The sequence below is a fragment of the Undibacterium sp. Rencai35W genome (assembly GCF_049340185.1).
Taxonomy (GTDB): Bacteria; Pseudomonadota; Gammaproteobacteria; order Burkholderiales; family Burkholderiaceae_D; genus Undibacterium.
The window spans coordinates 378735-402583 of sequence record NZ_JBMPPC010000002.1; the positions used below are offsets into that span (position 1 = coordinate 378735).

20 protein-coding genes are annotated in these 23849 nt (G+C 50.2%); 12 read left to right on the forward strand and 8 right to left on the reverse strand.

What is annotated here, in order from left to right:
- Nucleotides 1-158: 158 nt before the first annotated feature.
- From ACO0K3_RS05695 to ACO0K3_RS05710, 4 genes are all read left to right on the forward strand, one after another.
- The gene (locus ACO0K3_RS05695) at nt 159-695 is read left to right on the forward strand and encodes a cytochrome b (protein ID WP_422982728.1); all 537 of its coding nucleotides are present in this window, start codon (nt 159-161) and stop codon (nt 693-695) included.
- A gap of 40 nt (nt 696-735) precedes the next feature.
- Complete coding sequence (locus ACO0K3_RS05700) at nt 736-1350, forward strand: YceI family protein (RefSeq protein ID WP_422982730.1); 615 nt, start codon at nt 736-738, stop codon at nt 1348-1350.
- Nucleotides 1351-1389: 39 nt separating this feature from the next.
- Nucleotides 1390-1962 (forward strand): YceI family protein, encoded by a 573-nt coding sequence (locus ACO0K3_RS05705; protein ID WP_422982732.1) that lies wholly within the window; start codon nt 1390-1392, stop codon nt 1960-1962.
- A gap of 85 nt (nt 1963-2047) precedes the next feature.
- Nucleotides 2048-2488: a MarR family winged helix-turn-helix transcriptional regulator gene (locus ACO0K3_RS05710; RefSeq protein ID WP_422982734.1), complete on the forward strand. Its 441-nt coding sequence runs from the start codon at nt 2048-2050 to the stop codon at nt 2486-2488.
- A gap of 305 nt (nt 2489-2793) precedes the next feature.
- Here ACO0K3_RS05710 and ACO0K3_RS05715 read toward each other — a convergent pair whose 3' ends face one another.
- The 5 genes from ACO0K3_RS05715 to yajC form a co-directional block, all read right to left on the reverse strand.
- Nucleotides 2794-5880 carry an efflux RND transporter permease subunit gene (locus ACO0K3_RS05715; protein ID WP_422982736.1) on the reverse strand — a complete coding sequence of 1029 codons (3087 nt, stop codon included), beginning with the start codon at nt 5878-5880 and terminating at the stop codon, nt 2794-2796.
- Nucleotides 5877-7184 (reverse strand): efflux RND transporter periplasmic adaptor subunit, encoded by a 1308-nt coding sequence (locus ACO0K3_RS05720; RefSeq protein WP_422982738.1) that lies wholly within the window; start codon nt 7182-7184, stop codon nt 5877-5879. The genes ACO0K3_RS05715 and ACO0K3_RS05720 overlap by 4 nt, the downstream gene beginning before the upstream one ends.
- A 348-nt stretch (nt 7185-7532) precedes the next feature.
- A complete protein-coding gene (gene secF, locus ACO0K3_RS05725; protein ID WP_422982740.1) occupies nt 7533-8471 on the reverse strand; it encodes a protein translocase subunit SecF in 939 nt (312 codons plus the stop codon).
- 38 nt (nt 8472-8509) lie between these two features.
- The gene (gene secD / locus ACO0K3_RS05730; protein WP_422982742.1) at nt 8510-10375 is read right to left on the reverse strand and encodes a protein translocase subunit SecD; all 1866 of its coding nucleotides are present in this window, start codon (nt 10373-10375) and stop codon (nt 8510-8512) included.
- A 75-nt stretch (nt 10376-10450) separates the two neighbouring features.
- A complete protein-coding gene (gene yajC, locus ACO0K3_RS05735) occupies nt 10451-10717 on the reverse strand; it encodes a preprotein translocase subunit YajC (protein ID WP_422955860.1) in 267 nt (88 codons plus the stop codon).
- Nucleotides 10718-11146: 429 nt separating this feature from the next.
- On the opposite strand from yajC, the gene ACO0K3_RS05740 reads away from it, so the two are divergent.
- Together ACO0K3_RS05740 and ACO0K3_RS05745 are read left to right on the forward strand one after the other, a co-directional pair.
- A complete protein-coding gene (locus ACO0K3_RS05740; RefSeq protein WP_422982744.1) occupies nt 11147-12508 on the forward strand; it encodes a S1 family peptidase in 1362 nt (453 codons plus the stop codon).
- Nucleotides 12505-13482 (forward strand): FHA domain-containing protein, encoded by a 978-nt coding sequence (locus tag ACO0K3_RS05745; RefSeq protein ID WP_422982746.1) that lies wholly within the window; start codon nt 12505-12507, stop codon nt 13480-13482. Before ACO0K3_RS05740 ends, ACO0K3_RS05745 begins: the two co-directional genes overlap by 4 nt.
- 282 nt (nt 13483-13764) lie before the next feature.
- Here ACO0K3_RS05745 and ACO0K3_RS05750 read toward each other — a convergent pair whose 3' ends face one another.
- The 3 genes from ACO0K3_RS05750 to queA all read right to left on the reverse strand — a co-directional run bounded on the left by ACO0K3_RS05750 (nt 13765) and on the right by queA (nt 17040).
- Nucleotides 13765-14712 (reverse strand): TraB/GumN family protein, encoded by a 948-nt coding sequence (locus ACO0K3_RS05750; protein ID WP_422982748.1) that lies wholly within the window; start codon nt 14710-14712, stop codon nt 13765-13767.
- Nucleotides 14712-15845: a tRNA guanosine(34) transglycosylase Tgt gene (gene tgt, locus ACO0K3_RS05755; protein WP_422982750.1), complete on the reverse strand. Its 1134-nt coding sequence runs from the start codon at nt 15843-15845 to the stop codon at nt 14712-14714. Before tgt ends, ACO0K3_RS05750 begins: the two co-directional genes overlap by 1 nt.
- A 124-nt stretch (nt 15846-15969) precedes the next feature.
- Nucleotides 15970-17040 carry a tRNA preQ1(34) S-adenosylmethionine ribosyltransferase-isomerase QueA gene (queA, locus tag ACO0K3_RS05760; RefSeq protein ID WP_422982752.1) on the reverse strand — a complete coding sequence of 357 codons (1071 nt, stop codon included), beginning with the start codon at nt 17038-17040 and terminating at the stop codon, nt 15970-15972.
- Nucleotides 17041-17416: 376 nt separating this feature from the next.
- On the opposite strand from queA, the gene recG reads away from it, so the two are divergent.
- From recG to rimJ, 6 genes are all read left to right on the forward strand, one after another.
- A complete protein-coding gene (gene recG, locus ACO0K3_RS05765) occupies nt 17417-19525 on the forward strand; it encodes an ATP-dependent DNA helicase RecG (protein WP_422983174.1) in 2109 nt (702 codons plus the stop codon).
- Between the two features lie 130 nt (nt 19526-19655).
- A complete protein-coding gene (locus tag ACO0K3_RS05770) occupies nt 19656-20141 on the forward strand; it encodes a GNAT family N-acetyltransferase (RefSeq protein ID WP_422982754.1) in 486 nt (161 codons plus the stop codon).
- Between the two features lie 105 nt (nt 20142-20246).
- Nucleotides 20247-21152 (forward strand): SDR family NAD(P)-dependent oxidoreductase, encoded by a 906-nt coding sequence (locus tag ACO0K3_RS05775; protein WP_422982756.1) that lies wholly within the window; start codon nt 20247-20249, stop codon nt 21150-21152.
- A 479-nt stretch (nt 21153-21631) separates the two neighbouring features.
- Nucleotides 21632-22576: a hydrogen peroxide-inducible genes activator gene (locus ACO0K3_RS05780; protein WP_422961856.1), complete on the forward strand. Its 945-nt coding sequence runs from the start codon at nt 21632-21634 to the stop codon at nt 22574-22576.
- 240 nt (nt 22577-22816) lie between these two features.
- Nucleotides 22817-23128 carry a quaternary ammonium compound efflux SMR transporter SugE gene (gene sugE / locus ACO0K3_RS05785; RefSeq protein ID WP_422982758.1) on the forward strand — a complete coding sequence of 104 codons (312 nt, stop codon included), beginning with the start codon at nt 22817-22819 and terminating at the stop codon, nt 23126-23128.
- Nucleotides 23129-23150: 22 nt separating this feature from the next.
- The gene (gene rimJ / locus ACO0K3_RS05790) at nt 23151-23705 is read left to right on the forward strand and encodes a ribosomal protein S5-alanine N-acetyltransferase (protein WP_422982760.1); all 555 of its coding nucleotides are present in this window, start codon (nt 23151-23153) and stop codon (nt 23703-23705) included.
- Nucleotides 23706-23849: the final 144 nt, after the last annotated feature.

The following is a 23849-nucleotide window of genomic DNA, read 5'->3' on the forward strand; positions in this document are numbered from 1 at the left end:
GAAAAGTTCAAGTAAGCACACTATTCTAAAACCTTGTTTTGGGCAGTCTCTGCAAACTTGAACTTTTTTTGCTATATTAGTTCTAATGCGAACTAATTAATATGGAATCACTATTTAATTAATTAGTTTCATCACAACCTATTTTGACAGGAGTCGTCATGCCCACACCACAACGCTACCCGTTAGCAAGCATTGCGTTTCACTGGCTGATTGCGCTTTTGATTGCTGCTGCCTTTACGCTGGGCACCATCATGACCGATATGAAAATCAGTCCAACTAAATTGCAATACTACTCCTGGCACAAATGGCTGGGCGTAACCGTGCTCGGGCTGGTTGCCTTGCGCTTGCTGACACGCTTGCTGAGCCAGGCACCCACCTATCCTAACAGCATGCCCGAATGGCAGAAAAAAATAGCAAGCCTGACGCATGGCGTGCTGTATCTATTGATGTTTGCCGTACCGCTGTCAGGCTACTTCTACACGTCTGCTGCGGGGTATCCCGTGGTATATCTGGGTCTGATACAACTACCTACGATTATTGGTCCCAATCCTGAATTAAAGCCCGTATTAAAAGAACTGCATGAGCTGCTCACCAATGTGTTATTGGTGCTTGTGATACTGCATGTGGTCGCGGCGCTCAAGCATCATTTCATCGACAAAGACGGCCTGCTGCAACGCATGCTGCCTGGCCGATAACTTTATCCGATGTCATTTATCCTAATTAAAAAGGAACAGTATGTTCACCACTAAATCATTATTCACACGCAATTCGGCAGCATCGGGATCGATATCAGGATCAAGATCGGGCACAGCAGCAGTGATCCTTGCGCTGGCGACTGCCATTGCTATTCCTGCCTATGCCGCACTGGTCAAACTCGACACAGCAAAAAGCGCCGTCACCATCATTTTTAAACAAATGAACGTACCGGTTGATGCGAAGTTTAAAAAATTCAGCGCCAACATTGATTACGACGCGGCCAAACCAGAAGCCTCCAAGGCCAGTGTCGAAATCGACCTCACAAGTTTTGATCTCGGCGATCCTCAATACAACCAGGAAGTCTTGAAAAAAGAATGGTTCAATACAGCACAATTTCCGAAAGCCAGCTTTGTTTCCACTGCGATGAAGCAAAGCGCTGCCGGCAAATTAGATGTTAGCGGCAAACTCACGATCAAAGGACGCGTCCTTGATGTGACTTTCCCTCTGACCGTCAAGAAAGAAGGAAGCGGCCAGGTATTTGATGGCAGCCTCCCGATTAAACGCCTTGCTTTCAATATTGGCGAAGGCGAATGGAAAGACACCGGCATGGTTGCCGATGAAGTAGTTATTAAGTTTCACGTTGTAACGCAATAAAACCAATTGAATCACATCCAAACCAACAAGGACTCCACCATGAAATTACGTCAAGTTATCGCTGCCGCTTTACTTCTGAGCGCTGCTCCGGTGTTCGCACAAAGCTACACCATTGATCCTAACCACACCTACCCAAGTTTTGAAGCAGATCATTTCGGCGGCCTGTCTGTATGGCGCGGCAAGTTCGACAAAAACAGCGGCAAAATCACGCTGGATCGTGCGGCAAAAACTGGCACTGTCGACATCACCATCGATACAACATCGATCAATTTTGGTCATGAAAAAATGAATGATCATGCCAAGTCCAAAGACCTGTTCAATGTCGCTCAATTCCCTACAGCGACCTACAAAGGTACATCCATCAAGTTCAACGGTGATACACCTGTATCAGTACAAGGCGACTTCACTTTACTGGGCGTGACCAAGCCTTTGACATTGACGATCAACAAATTCAAATGCGTTCAGCATCCGATGCTGAAAAAAGAAGTCTGCGGCGCTGATGCGACAGCAGAATTCAAGCGCACAGACTTTGGTCTGAACTACGGCATCGCTTATGGCTTCGCACCAGAAGTCAAATTGTCGATCCAGGTTGAAGCCATCAAAGCTGACTAATTTCAAGGCAGCATAGCAACATCGCAGGCACTTTGACCGGGCCGAAACAGGTCCGGTCAACCAACACTCTTCTCGAATTGATTTTATGGGTAAACGTTTTCTGCGTAGCATACGACTACTGGCTGAATGCATGCAGGCGTTTGAACATTCTTCGGCACTGAATGTTCGTCAGTTCGGATTAACGCATTCCCAGTTCGACATCATCGCCACACTCGGCAACACCGCAGGCATGAGCTGCAGAGAGCTCGGTGAAAAAACCCTGATTACTAAAGGAACGCTAACCGGCGTGCTTGATCGTCTTGAACAAAAAGGCTTGATTCAGCGCGAACGTAATGGCGAAGATCGTCGTCAACTTTTTATTAAATTAAGTCCGGCAGGAGAAGCCGTTTTTGATGATGTGTTTCCGCAAGTAGTCGCCAATGGAGAAAAACGTTTTACTGCTTATAGCGAACAGGATTTCGTCGCGCTGGAAAAAGAATTACTCAAACTGAAGACCAGCCTGACCCAGCATATCGGAAAGAAATAGTCCGTCTCTGGGCGCGCGCTTCACACAGTCCGCACCAGCCTCTACCGCTCACAGCGCAGCCATCCCCCGGCGCAAACTCGTCAGCAATATTGATCGCCGCACTTGAGTAGCCATGACGATCCGGCTTAATGTCATCGCCTCTCAAAAATAGATACTCCCTACCTGTATTTTACAAACCACCCTATAAAAGCGCGGGAATAAGGTTATTTTTATAAAATAAAGGGGGAGTATATGATTTTATGACTATGTACTACAGATACAACACAGCCAGACGCCGACAGCGACCGGCTGTGCATGAGGACAGATTACAGCGTATCCCCGACGATAGGTCCCTTGCCACTGAAACGATCCAGTGTAAGATAAATCACCGGCGTAATAAATAAGGTAATCGCTTGCGAGAAGATCAGACCACCGACAACGGCAAGACCCAGAGGCTGACGTAATTCAGCACCAGCGCCTAAACCAAAAGCAATCGGTAAAGCACCGACCAAGGCCGCCAGTGTCGTCATCATGATAGGCCGGAAACGCTGAATGCACGCCTCGCGAATCGCCTCTGGCGGTGTCATGCCGTGATGGCGCTGCGCATCAAGCGCAAAATCAATCATCATGATCGCATTTTTCTTCACAATACCGATCAGCAGCAAGATACCGATCGTCGCAATCAAAGTCAGATCTTCACCGAAAATCTGCAACATCAGCAATGCACCTACTGCCGCCGAAGGCAATCCGGCCAGAATCGTCAGCGGATGAATATAGCTCTCGTACAAAACGCCGAGCAAAACATAGATTACTAATAAAGCGGCGACAATCAGTACGACCTGACCTGACTGAGAATCCTTGAACACCGCAGCATCGCCGCCATAGGAGGTGATAATCGATGCTGGCAATTTAATCTCATCACGGTATTGCTCGATCTTCTTAGTCGCATCACCGAGCGCTGATCCCGGCGAAAGGTTGAACGATACTGTCACCGCCTGCAACTGACCGACGTGATTAATTGAGGTCGGGCCAACCGTGCGCTTAATCGTCGCGAAACTCGACAAAGGCACTAAAGCGCCCGTATTGCTGCGTACATAAATGGCGTTGATCGCGCTCTCATCTTTTTTCGCATCAGGTGCCAGTTCCATAATCACCTGATAGCTATCCACGTTAGTGTACATGGTGGATACCTGACGCTCACCGAATGCGCTATACAGACTCGACCGCACGCTATCCATCGCCACACCCAGCGCATTGGCACGATCACGATCAATATTCAGCGAGGCTTGCAAACCCTTGAGCTGGGAATCGGTCGTGACGTCTTTAAATGCCGGATCGTTCCTCAACTTATCCTGCAGTTTTAAGGACCAGTCGCTCAGCTCACCAGCCTCCACACTCTGCAAGATGTATTGGTACTGGCTCTTACTCGGGCGCCCGCCTAACTGCAAGTTTTGAGTTGGCCGCAAAAAGACAGAAATACCAGCGACCTCACTCAGTTTTTTGCGTAAGCCATCGACGACCTGTTTCATCGGCTTACGCTGATCGCGCGGCCTTAGATTGATAAACATACGGCCTGTGTTTTGTGAACCGCTGCCGCCGTTAAATGAAGTCGCAGTCAGGACATTCGGGTCATCACGGATGATCTTGGCAACCTTATCCTGCAAGGTCACCATGGCCGGGAAAGAAGTATCCTCTGCCGCCTCGGTCGACACGTTGATCTGCCCAATATCCTCTTCAGGGAAGAAGCCTTTCGGGATCGCCGTGAACATATACGCAGTCGCAACGAAGGTCGCCAGAGCCACCAGCAAGACAGCGCCACGATGACGCAGCGCGACATCCAGACCACGTGCATAGGCGTTTAAGGAGGCGTTAAAACTGTTTTCAAATACATGCAACAAGGCTGCAATCAAACGCGGCGGCTCTTTCATTTCATGTTCGCTTTTCAGAAAGCGGCTCGCCAGCATCGGCACCAGCGTCAGCGACACAAATGCCGACGCCACAATCGCCAGTGACACGATCACAGCAAACTCATGAAACAACTGACCAATCACGCCAGGCATAAAGAAGATCGGAATAAACACCGCGATCAGCGAAGTCGAAATCGAAATAATTGTAAAACCCACTTCACGCGAGCCTTGCAGCGCCGCTTTAAAAGGTGGCTCGCCCGCCTCCACGTGACGCATGATATTTTCCAGCATCACGATCGCGTCGTCGACCACCAGGCCGACCGCCAGTGTCAGGCCCAGCAAAGAAATATTATCAAGGGTATAGCCAAAACCCCATAGCAAACTGATCGCACCGATCAGTGATACCGGCAAAGACAAGGTAGGAATAATCGTTGCAACCATACGGCGCAAGAATAAGAAAATCACGATCACAACCAAAAATATCGTCAACAACAACGTCAGATTCACGTCATGCAAAGCATCGCGAATAGATACGGAGCGATCATTCACCTGATTGATTTTGACCGAGGCAGGCAACTGCGCCTGATAGCCTGGCAATGCGGCCTTGATCGCGTCGACCACTTTCACCGTATTGGCATCCGTCTGGCGCTGGATCGCTAATGTAATCGAGCTCTCGCCATTGAAGTTCGCCGCCGATTTTACAGTCTCAAAACTGTCTTCGATCTTGGCGACATCGCGCAAACGTACCACCTGTCCGCCCTTGTTACTAACGATCAGATCGGCAAATTCTGCTGCGCTCTGTAACTGGCGATTCGCGAGCAACGTCAAAGTCTGTTTATCGCCCTCCAGCGTACCGACCGGTGTATTGGCGTTGGAGGCACGGATACTGGCAGACAATTCATCAAGTGAAATATTCCGTGCTGCCAGCGCTTCCGGCATGACGCGTACACGTACAGCATATCGTTTGATACCAAAAATATTCACCTGCGCCACACCGTCCAGAGTGGATAAGCTAGGTGAAATCAGATGCTCGGCATAACTCGTTAATTCGGACAAACTCAAGGAGGGTGAAGTCAGCGCCAAAAACAGAATCGGTGCATCGGCAGGATTGACTTTGCGATAGGACGGCGGCGACGTCATGTCTTGCGGCAGCGAGCGCTGGGCGCGCAACAAGGCGGCTTGTACATCAACCGCTGCGGCATCAATTTTCCGGTTCTGATCGAACTCCAGCGTCAACGACGTCGAGCCCAGCGTATTGCTAGAACTGATCACCGACAAACCAGGGATCGTTGCAAATTGTTTTTCCAGCGGTAGCGCCACCGAAGTCGCCATGGTCTCGGGACTGGCACCAGGCAAATTAGCATTGACGCTGATCACCGGAGTATCGTAACTAGGCAACGCGGCAATCGGAATATAGCGATATGCCAGCACACCGGCAACGATAATCGACAAATTCAGCAATACCGTCATTACCGGACGACGGATAAACAGCTCCGACAAATTCATGATGCGCTCGCTGATGCTGATGCAGCGGCTGGAACTGATGCCGGAGCGGACACTGGCACTGCGCCGACTGGTGATGCTGATTTGCCGACAGCATCAGAAGAGGCCGATGCAGCCGATTGCGCAGCAGCACTGGCTGATGCTTTAGCCATATTTTTATCAGCACCTGTGCTATCTGCAGCACGTTCACGAACTACACTACCGGGCCGCAAATTCTGCTTGCCATCCACAATAACTTTCGCCCCCGCATCAATGCCTTTGACGACGGCGTCCGCACCTGCGGCATTCAATAAAGTGACGGGACGTAAGGCAGCCTTACCATCTGCATCGACGATATAGACGATGGTACCTTTAGGGCTGACAACCATCGCATCCATCGGGATCACAATCGCATCTTTCAAGGTGCGTACGCTTAAGTCGACGTTCGCATATGCACCTGGCCATAATTTCAATCCTTTGTTATCAAAGACCGCTTTAGCCTTCACCGTTCCTGACGAAGCATCGACAGCATTATCGACGAATTGCATACGACCTTTGAACTGATCAGGACGATCTGGTAATTGCGCTGTCACCGCGTTGCCAGCTTGTTGCATGCTCTCCAGTGCGTCCTGCAAATTGCGCTGAGGCAGCGGGAAGCTGATGGCAATCGGATCCATCTGAGTGATCGTGACCAAGGGCGTCGCCGTAGTATTCGCCTGCACCAGCGATCCCGGATAAACGCTGATCACACCCGTGCGTCCGGCGGCAGGTGCAACGATACGGTTGTAACTCAGTGCCACCTTGGCCGCATTCACAGCAGCGCGATCCGAGGCAATCACGGCAAGCTGGGCATCAACCTGGGTCTGACTGGTATCAAGCACACTTTGTGAAACAAATTTTTTATCGAGCAAGTCCTTGCTGCGCGCTAACTGGCGCTGCAGATCAGCCAGCGACGCCTGATCCTTATCGAGTTGCGCTTGTGCCTTGGCCAGATTCACTTCATCAGGACGGCTATCCAGTGTGAACAATAACTCGCCCGCACGCACAAACTGCCCCTCTTTAATATGCACCTTAGCAACGGTACTGGTAATTTGGGAACGAATATCAACCGTATTGAGTGCAGTCACAATGCCGTTAGCGCTCAGGCGAACAGGATAGTCACGCCGTTGTGCAATGGCTGTCGTCACACTGACTGGACGATTACCGGCACCGGCTGCTTTTGCTGCTTTATCAGCGGTATCCGCTTTACCAGCACTCCACTTGTAATAACCGCCTGCTGCAATAGCGGCAATGCCCAATACGATAACGGTCGTTTTTAATTTGCTCATACTTGTTTGCCTTGATGGTATACCGACGATGTCTTGTTCTGATGAGAATAATGAGGTTTTGGGTCTGCGAATGAAAGGCCACATGTGCATAAAATATGCGCCGAGACATGCAACAACATACGCAACCAAATGAGCGGCTAATTTACCGTACGTGGCTAGGACAAAGATTTGATGGTTTCGTTCTGTTGAACAACAAGATTTTTGTCAAAACCGCTTGTCTCAGAAATATCGCAATGTGTAATGCTAACAAAGAAAAAGCCAGCATACAGGCTGGCTTTGACTTTTAATACTTTTCGTTACATGCAACTCGGTTCAGTTGCATGATTGACGCATCTGGCTTATGTAGATTTACACAACGGCGCCGTCGGTCTCGTCTTTTTCCTTAATCGGCTTGATCAGGTCTTCGCGTTTAACGCCCAACCACATTGCAATCGCAGCTGCAACGAACACAGAAGAATAAATACCGAAGCAAATACCGATGGTCAGCGCAATCGCGAAATAATGCAAAGTCGGGCCACCGATAAACAGCATCGACAACACCATCATCTGAGTACAACCGTGAGTAATGACGGTACGCGAGATCGTGCTGGTAATCGCATTATCAATCACCTCTGTCACCGACATCTTGCGCTGTTTGCGGAAGTTTTCACGAATACGATCAAAAATAACCACTGACTCATTGACCGAATAACCGAGCACCGCGAGTACCGCTGCCAATACCGACAGATTAAATTCCCACTGGAAGAAAGCGAAGAATCCCAGAATGATGACCACGTCATGCAAGTTCGCAATGATCGCAGCAACCGCGAATTTCCATTCAAAGCGGATTGCCAGATAGACGACGACGCCTGCAATCACCATCAGCAAGGCCATCAGGCCATCATGAGCAAGCTCATCACCGACCTGTGCACCGACGAGCTCCGTGCGTTGCAATTTCACTTCCGGATCTTGTGTTTTCAATGCTTGTAAAACACGATCAGTTTGCTGCTGAAAATTACCATCTTTAGGCAAGGGCAAACGGATAACAACATCCTGTGCCTTACCAAACGTCTGCACCGGCGTATCGGTAAAACCAAGGCTATCCACGGTTTTACGAATCGCATCTACATTCGCCGCCTTTGGATACGTCACTTCCATGACAGTACCACCAGTAAATTCGACGGAAAAATGCAAGCCTTTGTGCAACAGGAAAAACACGGCAGCAACAAATGTGAGTGCCGAGATGACATTGAAGATCAGCGCATTGCGCATGAACGGTATGTCTTTTTTAATACGGAATAATTCCATGATGAATCCTTATATTCTGATCGCTGCTGAGTCGTTAACTATTCGGTCGGTTTCCAGATCTGACCGATCGCAATCGAGTTCAGTTTTTTCTTACGTCCGTACCAGAGATTAACGACACCGCGTGAGACAAATACCGCAGAAAACATTGACGTCACGATACCCAGGCAATGCACAATCGCAAATGCCTTAATCGGACCGGAGCCAAACATCAATAAGGCCAGACCAACAATCAGAGTCGTCACGTTGGAATCGAGAATCGTCGCCCATGCGCGATCAAAACCCGTGGCAATCGCTGCCTGCGGCGTACTACCGGCACGCAACTCTTCGCGGATACGTTCATTAATCAATACGTTCGCATCAATCGCCATCCCCAGAGCCAGCGCAATCGCCGCCATACCTGGCAGTGTCAGTGTAGCCTGCAATAAAGACAAGATAGCAACCAGCAACAACAAGTTCACCGACAACGCCAAGACGCTGAACACACCGAACAGCAAATAATACGCTGCCATGAAAATACCAATAGCGATGAAGCCATAAAGTGTTGAGTTCAGCCCTTTCTTGATGTTCTCAACACCAAGCTGAGGACCAACTGTACTCTCTTCAATAATATCCATCGGTGCCGCCAGAGAACCGGCGCGCAACAACAAGGCCAGATCCGATGAGGCGGAAGTAGAGCCCATACCAGTAATATTAAAGCGGGAACCGAGTTCATCCTGAATCGTCGCTACCGTCAACAGTTCGCCCTTACCTTTTTCAAATAAGACGATCGCCATTTTTTTACCGATCTTGCCACGCGTACCTTCACGCATCTTGCGACCACCATCGCCATTCAGATCAATGCTCACGGCTGGTTGCTGATGCTGATCGAAACTTGCTGACGCACCGGAAATATAATCGCCTGTGATCACAGGATCTTTGTACAGAATTGCGGGACCACCGCGACCAACTTTAAACATTTCAGAACCGAAAGGCACGGCGGTGCTGTCATCAACGACACCAATCACGCTTTCATCAACCAGACGCACTTCCAGTGTCGCCTGACGACCAATAATTTCTTTCGCACGGGCGACATCCTGCACACCTGGCAACTCAACGACAATGCGGTCTGCGCCTTGCTGTTGGATGATAGGTTCTGCTACACCGAGTTCATTCACGCGCTTGGACAAGGCTGTGATGTTTTGTTTTACACCTTCGGTCATTGCGGCTTTTAATGCTTCCGGCTTTAGGCTGACCTGGAGATTAATTTCGGTGTTGTCGGCATTTTTGGTATCAACAAAATTCACATCCGACATCTGATTGCCGATGACATTGATTGCCTTCGTCATCGTTTCTGCATCACGGAATTTCACATTGATCACATCACCATCACGAGAGATACCTGCATGACGGACTTCTTTATCACGCAATACCGTACGCACTGAGGATTGCAGACCTTGCAAGCGCTTGTTCAATACGGCCTTGGTATCAACCTGCATCAGAAAATGCACGCCCCCGCGCAAATCAAGGCCCAGATACATAGGGAAGGCATGCAAGCTCTGCAGCCATTTCGGCGTGTTTGGCGACAGATTGAACGCTACGCCATAAGTGGCTTCCGCCAAATCTGGATTCAATGCTTTTTCGATCACCGATTTCGCTTTGAACTGGTCGTCTGTGTCCTTGAAACGTGCGCGCACTGTACCGACAACACCGTTATTTTCGTAGGTCAGGCTAGTCGAAGCGATCGCCTCTTTTTTCAAGATCTGATCAACACGGTCGACCATGCTGCTGTCGATTTTTACCGTAGAACGGGTGCTACTGATTTGTAAGGCAGGTGATTCACCAAAGAAGTTTGGCGCGGTGTACAGCGCACCAAATACCAGTGCGATGACAATGAGAAGATACTTCCAGAGAGGATAGCGATTCATATCGGTTCAGAATAAGAGTAAAGCTGGGCTGAATGAGCAACGCAGCCTGATTGCAGGCTGCGCCGGATCAGAGGATCAGATCGCTTTGATGGTGCCCTTAGGCAGCAACATGGTAACGGCCACTTTTTGCACAACGATTTCAGTGCCATTCGCGACTTCGATAGTGACATAAGCGTCAGTCACTTTAGTCACTTTGCCCAAGACACCGCCAGCGGTAACGACTTCATCGTTCTTCGCCAATGCTTCCATCATGGATTTTTGTTCTTTTTGACGCTTCATTTGCGGGCGTATCATCAAGAAGTACAGCACCACAAACATCAAAATGATAGGCAGAAAACTCATCAGATCGCCGCTACCGCCAAGAGGGGAAGACTGCGCATAAGCATTGGAAATAAACACGTTGAAATTCCTTAAATTTTAATAATTATCTGCAAGGCAAGAATAAATCGACATCAGGTCATCAAATGGTGACAAAAATACCAATTAAAAGAGTCTGCCAACGATCGCAAAGCGCCACATTCTAGCATTGGAGAGCGTGATTGCTAGGTTTTAGTATGGTGACGATGTCCGGCCAATCAAGATTTAAACCGCTGCCGGGCAGATTTTGTGGAAATCCTGCACAAATCAGGTAGTTAAGCGACATTTGTATGGCAGCATAATCCTGATTACCGCACTGAGTTTGACTGTAATTCACTCGGTACCACATACAGGAATGCTCAATTAAGTTATGCTAGCGGCAATATTAATGAAAATATATTAACGAAAGATAGCATGCGATTCATACAACCGGCAATGTGGAGTGCCTGCCTGATCAGTCTAGCGAGTTTGACGGCCTCACACCAGGTTTCGGCGGCACCTCAGATAACACTACCGGCTCAGGCTAGCAGTGAAAGTGACGCCAGTCAGGTGCGTCAGCCCCCCTCGTCCACCGCGCAGAAACTATATTCCGCTGCCAAAGCCGACTTATTACAAATCCGCATGTTGCTGAAAAATGCGCGCAGCCAGTCCTCGGTCGGCTCCGGATTTTTGATTGGCACCAGCAATCTGGTGCTGACGAATTACCATGTGGTGTCGCAAATGGCACTTGATCCCGATGTGTACGTCGGTGAATACATAGACACCGAAGGTAAGCGCGGCCCCGTCGAATTATTGGCGGTCGATGTGCTGCATGATCTGGCTGTAGTCAGGATCAACCGCAACGGTACTGGCTTCTTCACGATTCCCGATACGCTTGCGCCGCTGACGCAAGGACAATACCTGTATTCACTCGGCAATCCTCTGGATCTGGGCTTTGCGATTTCAGAAGGCTCCTATAACGGTGTCATTACCCGCAGTTTTTATGACCAGCTGATGTTCACCGGCCCCATCAATTCCGGCATGAGCGGCGGCCCCAGTGTCAATGTCGATGGTGCGGTTGCCGGCGTCAATGTATCCAAGCGCCTGGACGGCGAGCTGGTAAGTTTTTTAGTGCCGATCAAATACGGACAAGAGTTACTCAAAAAAGTGGCGAAGCAAAGCAAAGCGCCTAAAGACTTTAATCCCCTGATCGGCGACCAGTTGCTGGAACATCAGCGCGGTATGATCGCCAGATTACTCGATGCTCCGTTCACGCAAAAGACGATGGGGCCCTATCAAGTTCCCGTCAGAGAATCGGATCAGGTACGCTGCTGGGGGCATTCCAACGTCAAAGACGAAGTGGGATTTACGGTCGACAGTATCAACTGCAAAATGGAATCGGCTATTTTTATCTCTGACTCGCAACAGACCGGGCATGTCTCGATGGGGCATCAGTATGTCACCACCAAGACTCTGGACACATTGCGTTTCTCGGTTCTGGCAAGTCGTATGTTCAAAGCGAATAACTTGGGCTCCCGCAAAGACAGTCAGTTGACCAGTGCCTCGTGTACTGAGCAGTTTGTCACGACCAAGACCCTGCCGTTGCGCGCGGTGCTCTGTGTCCGAGCCTACCGCAAGTTTGTCGGCTTGTATAACTTCACTTTATTTACTGCCAGCACGGATGAAGCCAAAGCCAGCTTGCAGAGCCGTGTCGATGTGACCGGCGTCTCCTACGAAAACGGCTTGAAGACGACACGCAACTTCCTCGATGCGATGTCACGCGGGAGCAAAAAATGAGCGCCCCTTATTTCATCGAAATCCTGGCACGCAATGGTGATGTCATACAGCGTCATCAGGTTCAGACACTGCCGGTTCGCATCGGACGCGCTTACGATAATGATGTGATTTTGGACGACGCACATATCGCGGCACACCATGCGATCATCGAACTCAACAGCGAGGCACAATTATGTGCACGTGATACCGGCAGCCTCAACGGCATTATCCAGGCGGAGAAACGTCAATCGACCATCGCACTGAATGGCAATACCGTGATCCGTCTCGGGCACACAAGCATACGCATACGCGACACGAGTTTTACCGTCGCGCCAGAAGTACCCGACCGCACCCGGCACACCTGGGAAGGTTTTGTACCAGGAATGATCGGTACGTTCCTGATCGCCTTGTTTGCGATTTACTCCACCTGGCAAACCGATACCAAACCATTGCAGGCAATCAGTTATGTCCAGGCAATCGCCTATATCCTGGGCGGTGGCCTGGTGTGGAGCGGACTCTGGGCAATTGCGAATCGCTTATTTGCCCAGCACCCGCGCTTCGGTCGTCATCTGTTTATTTTCGGTGCAGGCATAACGGCGCTGACGCTGTTGGAACTCGGTCTCAGCGTGATTGCTTACGCCTTCTCGCTCGACTGGCTAAGCCGCTATATTGTGCATTTGTATGTCATGGCCGCATGCACCATGCTGTTTTTTCACCTGCTCACGATCAAACCACATCATCCCAAACGCCTCGCGGGCGTCTCAGCGCTGTTAATGTTATTAAGTTCCAGCCTGATCCTGATGAGCAATGAACAAAAACTGGGCCGACTTTCTGGTGAAGCATTTATGAGTGTGCTCCTGCCACCCGCAATACGTATCAGTCCCGATCACAGTACCGACGAGCTCATGCAAAATGTCAGTGCAATGAAAGCGAAACTCGATATTGAGCGTATGAAAAAAGTGAAAGACGACGGTAGTGATTCTGAGGACGATTGAATTTAATACTGATTATTCTTGACTCATAAAAAAGGCTGACAAAACATTGTCAGCCTTTTTAACGTAAGTTAAGTGAACTCGGTTAGAGAAAATTATCATGTCTCTATTTTATTTCGCTACATTCATTAAAAACTTCTATATACCACTCACTGCAGCAATGCAGTGACACGACACGCCAGATTTTGAGACGAATAATCGTCGAGTAATCGTCTGGAACTAAGGCAATTCGACTTGAGTCAAGTTGAGAGTTCTATCTAGAAAGTAGTCAAACCAAAACATTACCTACTCAACGCGATTAATCTGAAAACCCTTCTTCTTCAAAATATCAAGAATACTGTTTTTACCAATCATATGACCCGCCCCCACAACCACAAAAACCGGCTGCCCGCCATTCATCAATTTAATGATTTTTTCACTCATGCCGACATTGCGGTCGTCGAGTAAACGTTTCATCATCTTGGCAGAGGCGGCGTCTTTGTTATTGAGGTCGTCGAGGATTTTTTCTAGGGCTGGTGCGTCACCGGATCTCCAGGCAGCAACCATGTTCTCTGCTTCTTTGACCGCTTCGCCGCTCTGGATACCTTTGAGGGTAGATGCCAGCATTTCATCGCCTTCTTTATCGCTGAAGTCGGTTAATACTTTTATCTGAAACGCCAGTGTTTCTAATTCCTGAATTTTCTTTTTATCTGCTTTAGCACGATTCAGAAAATACACGTCAATACCGGCCTGCGGCTGATAGCCCTGCCCCATCATGACACCGACGACTAAGCCGGTACTGACCATGGCGGGCTTAAGCATTTGTAATTGTGTAATGGCGGGACCAGCAACCTTGTTCAGTTCTGCCCAGGTTTCAGCCGAGATATGTTTGTCTAACTGATCCGGCGCTTTATATATAACCTGCGGCATGACTTTAGCAATTGCTTTCTGGTCCGTCGCATCGACCTCGACTGCCAGAATCTTCGACTTGGCGTACGCCTCTTCTACCGCCGTTGTCAGCGGATAAAAATCCGGTTTAGCCAGATGGATTGATCCCAGCAAATAAGCGGTTTTCTGACCTGCCTTGATTTCCCACATCAGACCTTTTGCCGGCGCGGACTGAGTCGCGTCGGTGACTTTGGCTACTTCGGCATCGGCATATGATGACTGATGCGGCGCGAACAAGACGACTGCTACACTGAATAAAGCGGTCAGTGCGTGGCGATATGTATTTGTTTTATGAAGGTACATCATTAGACTCCTCTAGCACGATCAGCATGGAATTGCGCGACGAATTCCGGGAAACGGTCATCATCCAAAGACTGACGGATTCCCTTCATCAGTTCCAGGTAGTAGTGCAAATTGTGGATCGTATTTAGACGTGCACCGAGAATTTCGCCGGTGCGGTGCAGATGGTGCAAATAGGCGCGTGAGAAATTTTTGCACGCATAGCAGGTACAGGTTTCATCAAGCGGTGCTTTGTCTTCTTTATAGCGGGCATTCTTGATTTTGACATCGCCGTAACGGGTGAATATCCAGCCATTGCGCGCATTGCGGGTCGGCATGACGCAATCAAACATATCGATACCATTGGCAACACCGGCCACCAGATCTTCCGGCGTACCGACCCCCATCAGGTAATGCGGTTTGTTCTCGGGCAAACGCGGTCCGACATGCGCCAGTACACGCAGCATATCTTCCTTCGGCTCACCGACCGACAAGCCACCAATCGCAATACCGTGGAAATTCAAGTCATTCAGACCAGCCAATGATTCGTCACGCAGATGCTCGAACATGCCGCCCTGCACGATGCCGAATAAGGCATTTGGATTGCCGCCCTGGTCAAACTCGTTTTTGGAACGCTGCGCCCAACGCAGCGACATACGCATGGATTTTGCTGCTTCTTCTATCGTCGCCGGACGACCGTCGATTTCATACGGTGTGCACTCATCGAACTGCATGACGATATCGGAGTTCAGCGCGCGCTGAATTTGCATGGAAATCTCTGGCGATAAAAACAGGCGCTCGCCACTAATCGGTGACGCAAACTTCACGCCCTCTTCGGTAATCTTACGCATGGCACCCAGAGAAAAAACCTGAAAGCCGCCTGAGTCAGTCAATATCGGTTTATCCCAACCCATGAAGTCATGCAGCCCGCCAAACTTGTTGATCACGTCCAGACCCGGACGCAGCCACAGATGGAAGGTGTTGCCGAGAATGATGTGGGCATCAATCTCTTTCAGCTCCAGCGGCGACATCGCCTTCACAGAACCATAGGTACCGACAGGCATAAAGATCGGCGTTTCAATCACACCGTGATTGACGGTGACGCGACCGCGACGGGCAGCGGTGGTTTTGTCTTTTTTAATTAATTGAAATTCAAGCATAGGATTTACAGACCTAAAAATAAAAGTGCATCGTAGGGTGCGCCGCGCGCACCAAAAATTTGTGTGAACCAGTGATGCGTATGTTGTCGCTCACTGATTCTCGGATTGTTCAACCTCAAACAATCTATTCCAGAGGGCCGGTGATTGGCTCTTCCTGCCCAGAGGTATTCGTCAACAACATCGCATCGCCATAACTAAAAAAACGATAGCGACTGGCAATGGCATGAGCATAAGTTGCACGGATGCGATCATAGCCTGCAAAGGCGGAGACCAGCATCAGCAGGGTTGATTTTGGTAAATGAAAATTGGTGATGAGCCTGTCGACGGTCTTGAAAACATAGCCCGGCGTAATGAACAAACGGGTGTCATCACTACCGGCCTGCAAACTGCCCGATTGCGAACCAGACTCCAGCGCACGCATGCTGGTGGTGCCGACGGCGACTACGGATTTACCGGCGGCCTTCGTGGCGCGCACCGCATCGACCGTAGCTTCTGAGATGGTGTACCACTCACTGTGCATGGCATGATCCGCCAAATTCTCGGTACGTACGGGCTGAAATGTGCCAGCACCGACGTGCAAAGTCACATAGGCAAACTGGATACCTTTTTCCGCACAACGGTCAAGTAAAGCCTGGTCAAAATGCAGACCAGCCGTTGGTGCCGCAACCGCGCCAGGCACGCGTGAGTACACCGTTTGATAGCGATGTTCGTCAAAGTCATCGGCTTCGTGATTGATGTAAGGAGGTAAAGGCAGGCGACCATATTGCTCGATCAACTCAAATACATCGCCAGGAAAATGCAGAGTAAAAAATTCACCGGCACGCTCGCCGACCACCACATCAAAGGCATCTGCCAGACGAATTTTTGCACCTGCCTGCGGCGACTTGGAAGCTCGCAACTGGACGTGCACGATATGCTCGTCAGCCGTATTGCTGATCACGCGCTCGACTAGCATTTCGACCTTACCGCCGGTTTCCTTGACGCCATGAAAACGCGCCTTGAGTACGCGGGTATCGTTAAATACCAGCAAATCGCCTGCCGACAATTGCTCGACAATATCGGCAAAATGCCGGTCGATCAGACGGTCGCCATCAACATGCAGCAAACGTGATGCCGTGCGGTCAGGCAAGGCGGTTTGCGCGATCAATTCTTCGGGCAGATCAAAATCAAAATCACTCAGGGTCAGGGTAGACATGCGATGCAATAAGTAAAAGCGGTCAGGTAAAAAAGAAACGTCTAAAAGAAATTTTTAAAAACAAACACACAGTATTCATGCGGCTTTGCAAGGCTTTTTGGCTCAAAACCCGCATCAACATTGCGGACAAAGTTTAGGAAACCCCTAAAAACAGCTAAAACGGCAACAATCTCACACCTCAATGAAACTTCGCGCTAGACACTGTATAAAAAAACAGTAGAATGGCATCATTCCATTTCATGAAGCACGCCGTAGCAGTCTACAGCAGCAATGCGTAAGTCCTTGTGTCAAACCAATCAGACGAACAGAAAACCCAGCATTCTACCTTATGCCTGCTCCTTCTCCATTGAGTCCACACACTCCCGATATGACCGAGATGCCCGTTGCATCTGGCAAGGCGCGTAAGCGATCCGCATCTGGTGCAGCCCCTGACACCAAGTCCAAGAGCGCAGCCAAGCTCGTTGTCAATAAGCTGGCCGACAAGTTCGCCAAACTCGGTTTACGCTCAGAGATGGATTTTGTCCTGCATCTGCCGATGCGCTATGAGGATGAGACTGCAATCACCAGCATGCATGACGCCAGTTTTCGCGGTGGCAGTATGGTGCAAATTGAAGGCGTCGTGACGGAATGTGATATTCAATATCGACCGCGCCGGCAACTGGTCGTCACGATTGCGGATGAAACGGCGCAAGTAGTGCTGCGCTTTTTAAACTTCTACGGCAGCCAGACCAAGCAGATGGCAGTTGGCATGCGGGTGCGGGCGCGTGGCGAATTGCGCCACGGCTTCTTCGGTGCAGAGATGGTGCATCCGAGCTACAAGATGGTCAACGAAGGCGCACCGCTGCCCACCGCGCTGACGCCGGTCTATCCCGCCGGTGAAGGCGTGTCGCAAACCATGCTACGCAAGGCGATCGCAACCGCGCTGACCAAGGTGCAATGGCAAGACACACTGTCGCCAGCCTTGCTCGCAGAATTACAGCTAGAGAGTTTTGAAGCTTCCGTCCGCTTGCTACACAATCCCCCGCCCGATGCCGATCAGCATAGTTTGATCGAACATGAGCATCCGGCCTGGCAGCGGATGAAGTTTGATGAACTGCTGGCACAGCAGCTTTCACTCAAACGGGCACAAGCAACTCGCAGAGCAAAAGGCGCGACCGCGTTGCCTGTCGTTGGTGAACTCTGCAATGCGTTTTTGATGACGCTACCCTTCACACTCACCGGCGCCCAAGAACGCGTGCTGGCAGAAATCCGCAGCGACCTGAAACAGAGTTTCCCTATGCAGCGCCTGCTCCAGGGTGATGTCGGCAGCGGCAAAACCATCGTCGCTGCGCTGGCTGCGGCACAGGCGATTGATAGCGGTTATCAGGCTGCGTTAATGGCACCGACCGAGATTCTGGCGGATCAGCATTTTCGTAAGATCGCTGCATGGCTGGAACCATTAGGCGTCAAAACCGCATGGCTGACCGGCAGCCTGAAGAAAAAAGACAAAGAAAAAGCGCAGGCCATGATCGCCTCGGGCGAAGCACAGCTCGTGATTGGCACACATGCCCTGATCCAGGATGCGGTGCAATTTTTTAATCTCGGTCTGGTCATCGTCGATGAGCAGCATCGCTTTGGTGTTGCACAGCGCCTCACTCTGCGCAATAAAGCACAGGCCGGAAAAATCCCGCATCAGCTCATGATGTCTGCCACACCGATTCCGCGCACCCTGGCAATGACTTATTACGCAGATCTGGAAGTATCGGTGATTGATGAGTTGCCGCCGGGACGCACACCGATCGTAACCCGTGTCGTCGATCAGAATCGGCGCGACGAAGTCATCGAGCGCGTGCACGCAGCAGCGCAAGACGGCAAGCAAGTGTATTGGGTATGTCCTCTGATCGAAGAATCCGAAACCCTGCAATTGCAAACAGCAACCGATACCCATGCAATGCTGAGTGCCGCATTGCCCGATCTGCGGGTAGGCCTGGTACATGGCCGCTTAAAACAGGCGGAGAAGCAGGCCGTGATGGATGCTTTTACCAGAAATGAAGTGCAGGTACTGGTCGCGACCACGGTGATTGAAGTCGGTGTCGATGTGCCGAACGCCAGCCTGATGGTGATTGAGCACGCCGAGCGTTTCGGCCTGTCACAGCTCCATCAATTACGTGGCCGTGTCGGTCGCGGCGCCGCAGCCAGCGTATGTTTGCTACTATATTTAGGACCACTGGGCGGCACGGCGAAGCAGCGCCTGATGACCATGCGCGAGAGTACCGATGGTTTTGAAATCGCTAGAAAAGATCTGGAGTTACGCGGCCCCGGCGAATTCCTCGGCGCACGCCAGTCGGGTGAAGCCATGCTGCGTTTCGCCAACCTGGAAACTGATCAATGGCTGGTCGAAAAAGCCCGCAATCTGGCCATCGATTTACTCCAGCATGACACCCCGACGGTAGACGCCCATCTACAACGCTGGATGGGGAATAAAGAAGAATTTTTACGGGTTTGATCTGCTTATTTACGATTCAAACGCAGTACATTACTACTCGCCACCGCTTGAGGCATAGCGAGTGCAAAACAAGTATTCGCAAGTATTCATCCACAACTATTTCACAAACACAAACATAAAAAATCTCACCATGCACACCATCATCAACGCCGACCTGCACAATCCCCAACATGCAAACGACCTCGTCATGCTGCTCAACGCCTATGCATCCGACCGCATGGGTGGCGGTGACCCGCTGTCAGCTTTTGTTACCGCCAACTTGATTCCTGAATTGCAAAAACGATCGAATGTGTATGCGGTACTTGCCTATGTTGACGGACAAGCCGCTGGCTTCAGCATTTGTTTTGAAGGGTTTTCGACTTTTGCCTGCAAGCCTTTGCTGAATATTCATGATCTTGGTGTACTGGATGAATTTCGTGGCCTGGGGTTATCTAAACTGATTCTGAAGCACATCGAACAGATCGCCCTGGAGCGCGGCTGTTGCAAAATGACGCTGGAAGTTCTGGAGGGAAATCATCTCGCGAAAGGTATCTATCAAACGCTCGGTTTCGCCGGATATGAACTGGATCCGGCAATGGGCGGCGCAATCATGATGCAAAAAAAATTAGCGAGCTGAGTCATTCTGGCTATCAAATTAAAATAGAATAGTCGTACTTTTTTATGTCAGCTTCACGTTCCGCTTTCTTTTCACTCTCTTATTCACTTTATTAATAGGTAAAACATGACGATCGATTTCAAAGGCCGTGTGGCCATCGTGACAGGTGCGGGTGGTGGTTTGGGTCGTGAACATGCGCTGGCATTGGCCAAACGCGGCGCCAAAGTCGTGGTCAATGATCTCGGCGGTGCGCGCGACGGTTCCGGCGGCTCATCCGCCGCCGCCCTGGCGGTGGTTGAAGAAATTATACAAGCCGGTGGCGAAGCGATTGCCAACGGTGCCTCCGTCACAGATTTCGTCGCGGTACAGGCCATGGTCAAACAGGCGATGGATACCTGGGGTCGGGTCGATATCCTGATCAATAATGCCGGCATCCTGCGTGATAAGAGTTTCGCCAAGATGGAGCTGGATGATTTCAAAATGGTGGTCGATGTACATCTGATGGGAGCGGTCAATTGCTGCAAAGCTGTCTGGCCCATCATGACGGAACAAAAATACGGTCGCATTGTCATGACGACCTCCTCTTCCGGTTTGTACGGCAACTTTGGTCAATCGAATTACGGCGCGGCGAAACTGGCGCTGGTTGGCCTGATGCAAACCCTGTCATTAGAAGGTGCGAAAAACGATATCCGCGTCAACAGTCTGGCACCGACCGCCGCAACCCGCATGACAGAGAGCCTGTTCCCGGAAGCAATGCTGCAAGCCCTGCAACCATCGGATGTCGTCCCGGCGATGCTGGTTCTGGCAGCAGAAAGTGCGCCAACCCGCACCATCCTGTGCGCCGGCGCAGGCAGCTTTGAGGCAGCGCATATCACACTGACACAAGGTGCATGGATCGGCCGCGGCGATGACGCACCAGAGCGCCTGGCAGCCCAACTGGCAGACATCAAAAACCGCGACGGCGACATCGTACCGGAAAGCGGCACAGCGCAAGGTCACGCAGAATTAACTCGTGCCATGAGCAAGATGTAAAACCGGATCGAGCTATTCTGACACGGTACCGTCATGACATCATCCGAGACTCTCCATGAGGCTGTAAGGGAATGACGGTACATTTACAGAGCTGGTTTTGGTGTAGATGAGGCGGTATGGGAAGCCGTATGCAAAGAAGGACGTCAAAAGTTAGCCGGTAATAGACCGACGGCATTCAGACAGCACTTTGGGTATGGCTGACGGACAAGCACGGATAAGTGCTCATGTAACATCATGGGTGTTGGTAGTATGTATTTCTAAACCGGACAACACACATAATATCTGAAAAAATCGCGGTATTTTTTGCCTTTTAAACAAGTTAAAAAATTTAATACTCCCCTATAGTACCCTTCAATTCATGTCTTTATCTGCACTATTTACCTAGTGATTTTAAAATACTCCCCCTATTTTTACTGATTTAAACAAAACATGATGATGCACTTGCTGACGCTGGCAAAAGTCTGTGCCACACTAGCAACATGACACTCACAGAATTAAAATACATCGTTGCAGTAGCCCGCCAAAAGCACTTTGGTCATGCGGCCGAAGCTTGTTTTGTCGCGCAGCCGACCTTGTCCGTCGCCATTAAAAAACTCGAAGAAGAACTGGGCGTCACTATTTTTGAACGCGGCGGTACAGAGGTCTCGACGACACCACTGGGGGCGCAGATTGTTGCCCAGGCCGAGCGCGTCCTGGAACAAACCGCAGCCATCAAAGAAATCGCCAAACAGAATAAAGATCCGCTGGCAGGTCCATTCCGCCTCGGTGTGATTTACACGATAGGACCGTATTTATTGCCCACGCTGGTCAAGACAATGATCAGGCAAGTGCCGCAAATGCCGCTGATATTGCAAGAAAATTTCACTGTCAAATTGATGGAATTATTGCGTCAGGGTGAACTGGACGCCGCGATCATGGCATTGCCCTTACCCGATCAGGGCATGATGGTGCAAGCACTCTACGATGAGCCTTTTGTGGTTGCCACGCCGCGCGATCATATTTGGGCCGACCGTACCGAAGTCTCTACCGAGGAACTGAAATCCGAAACGATGCTCCTGCTCGGCAACGGCCACTGCTTCCGGGATCAGGTGCTCGAAGTCTGCCCAGAAATGGCACGTTTCTCCACTGCGGGTGACGGCATTGCGCGCAGCTTTGAAGGTTCGTCTTTAGAAACGATCCGTCATATGGTCGCCTCCGGTATCGGCATCACTGTTCTGCCTATGGCTTCGGTACCTGATCTGGATACCAAAGACGGTATGCTGCGCTATCTCCCTTTCAGTGCGCCTGTGCCCAACCGTCGCGTAGTCATCGCGTGGCGCAAAAGCTTTACCCGCCAAGCGGCAATCGAGGCGATCCGGCAAGCCGTACTGGCTTGCGATTTGCCTGGCGTGTCGATGCTTGACGAAGCTGCCAGCGCACAATAATCTCTGTATTTGATTGTCGATATTCGGCCCGAGTCTGCGTATTGACCGATTATTGACCGAGTATTGACAGGGCATCGTTCAACCATCAATCAAACACTGGTTAAGCACTCATAAAACATGCATCAGGCCATCCGGCATACAAAAACAACATACAAAACTAAGCTCCTGCTAACTCAAGGATCAACGGCATCTGGTTAGCAGGAAATTTCTTTTTTTCTATTCGCTCAATCACTGAAACTCATGGCCTGGCTCATCTTATTCATCGCGGGTTTGCTTGAAGTCGTGTGGGCAATCGGACTGAAATACACCGACAATTTTTCTCGCCTATGGCCATCAATAGGAACAATAGCCGCAATGGCCGCCAGTGTCTGGCTTCTTTCCATCGCGATGAAAACTCTGCCGGTAGGAACCGCCTATGCTGTATGGACAGGTATTGGTGCAGTTGGCACTGTCATCCTGGGCATCATCCTGTTTGGCGACCCCGCAACGGTAACACGTCTGATCTGCATGGGGCTGATCATCGCCGGCATCGCTGGCCTGAAATTTTTGTAGTTTTTTGCAGCGGATACCATCAATGTCATCGATTTTATTAAGCACTGCACGTCTGGACTTGCACACTTTGACACCTGAGGATGCTCCGGTGCTGCAAGATTTTTTAGTAAGGAACCGCGCACACCTCGCGCCCTGGGAGCCGGTCAGAGACGAAAGTTTTTTTAGCCTGGAGCAATGTCAGCAAAGGCTCACCAGCAACTGGCTCAGCATGGAATCAGGACAAGCCGTATTCCTTGCCATTTTCAAAAAAAATGACTCAACAATGATCGGTGCCTGCAACTTCAACAACATCGTACGTGGTATTTTTCAAGCCTGTCATCTCGGCTACGCAATGGCAGCGCAATACGAGGGCCAGGGCTATATGACCGAGGCTCTGCGAGCGGCGATTCAACATATGTTCACTCAACAAGGTCTGCACCGCATCATGGCAAACCACATGCCGGAAAATAAGCGCAGCGCTGCCGTTCTGCAAAGATTAGGCTTCGAACGCGAGGGGCTGGCAAAATCGTATTTGAAAATCAATGGTGTCTGGCGCGATCATGTGTTGAACTCTTTGGTGAATAACCAGAATACATAAAACATCACTCAAGTAGTAGCGTAAGTATCGACCCTCGTCCTGACTTCTTCGATAATACGGCTATACTCGCTGCATTTTTGATTGATCAATCACAGAGACTTCTTTACCTAAGCGCTCTCTGCTCAATGCAAATGAAAGTCGCCT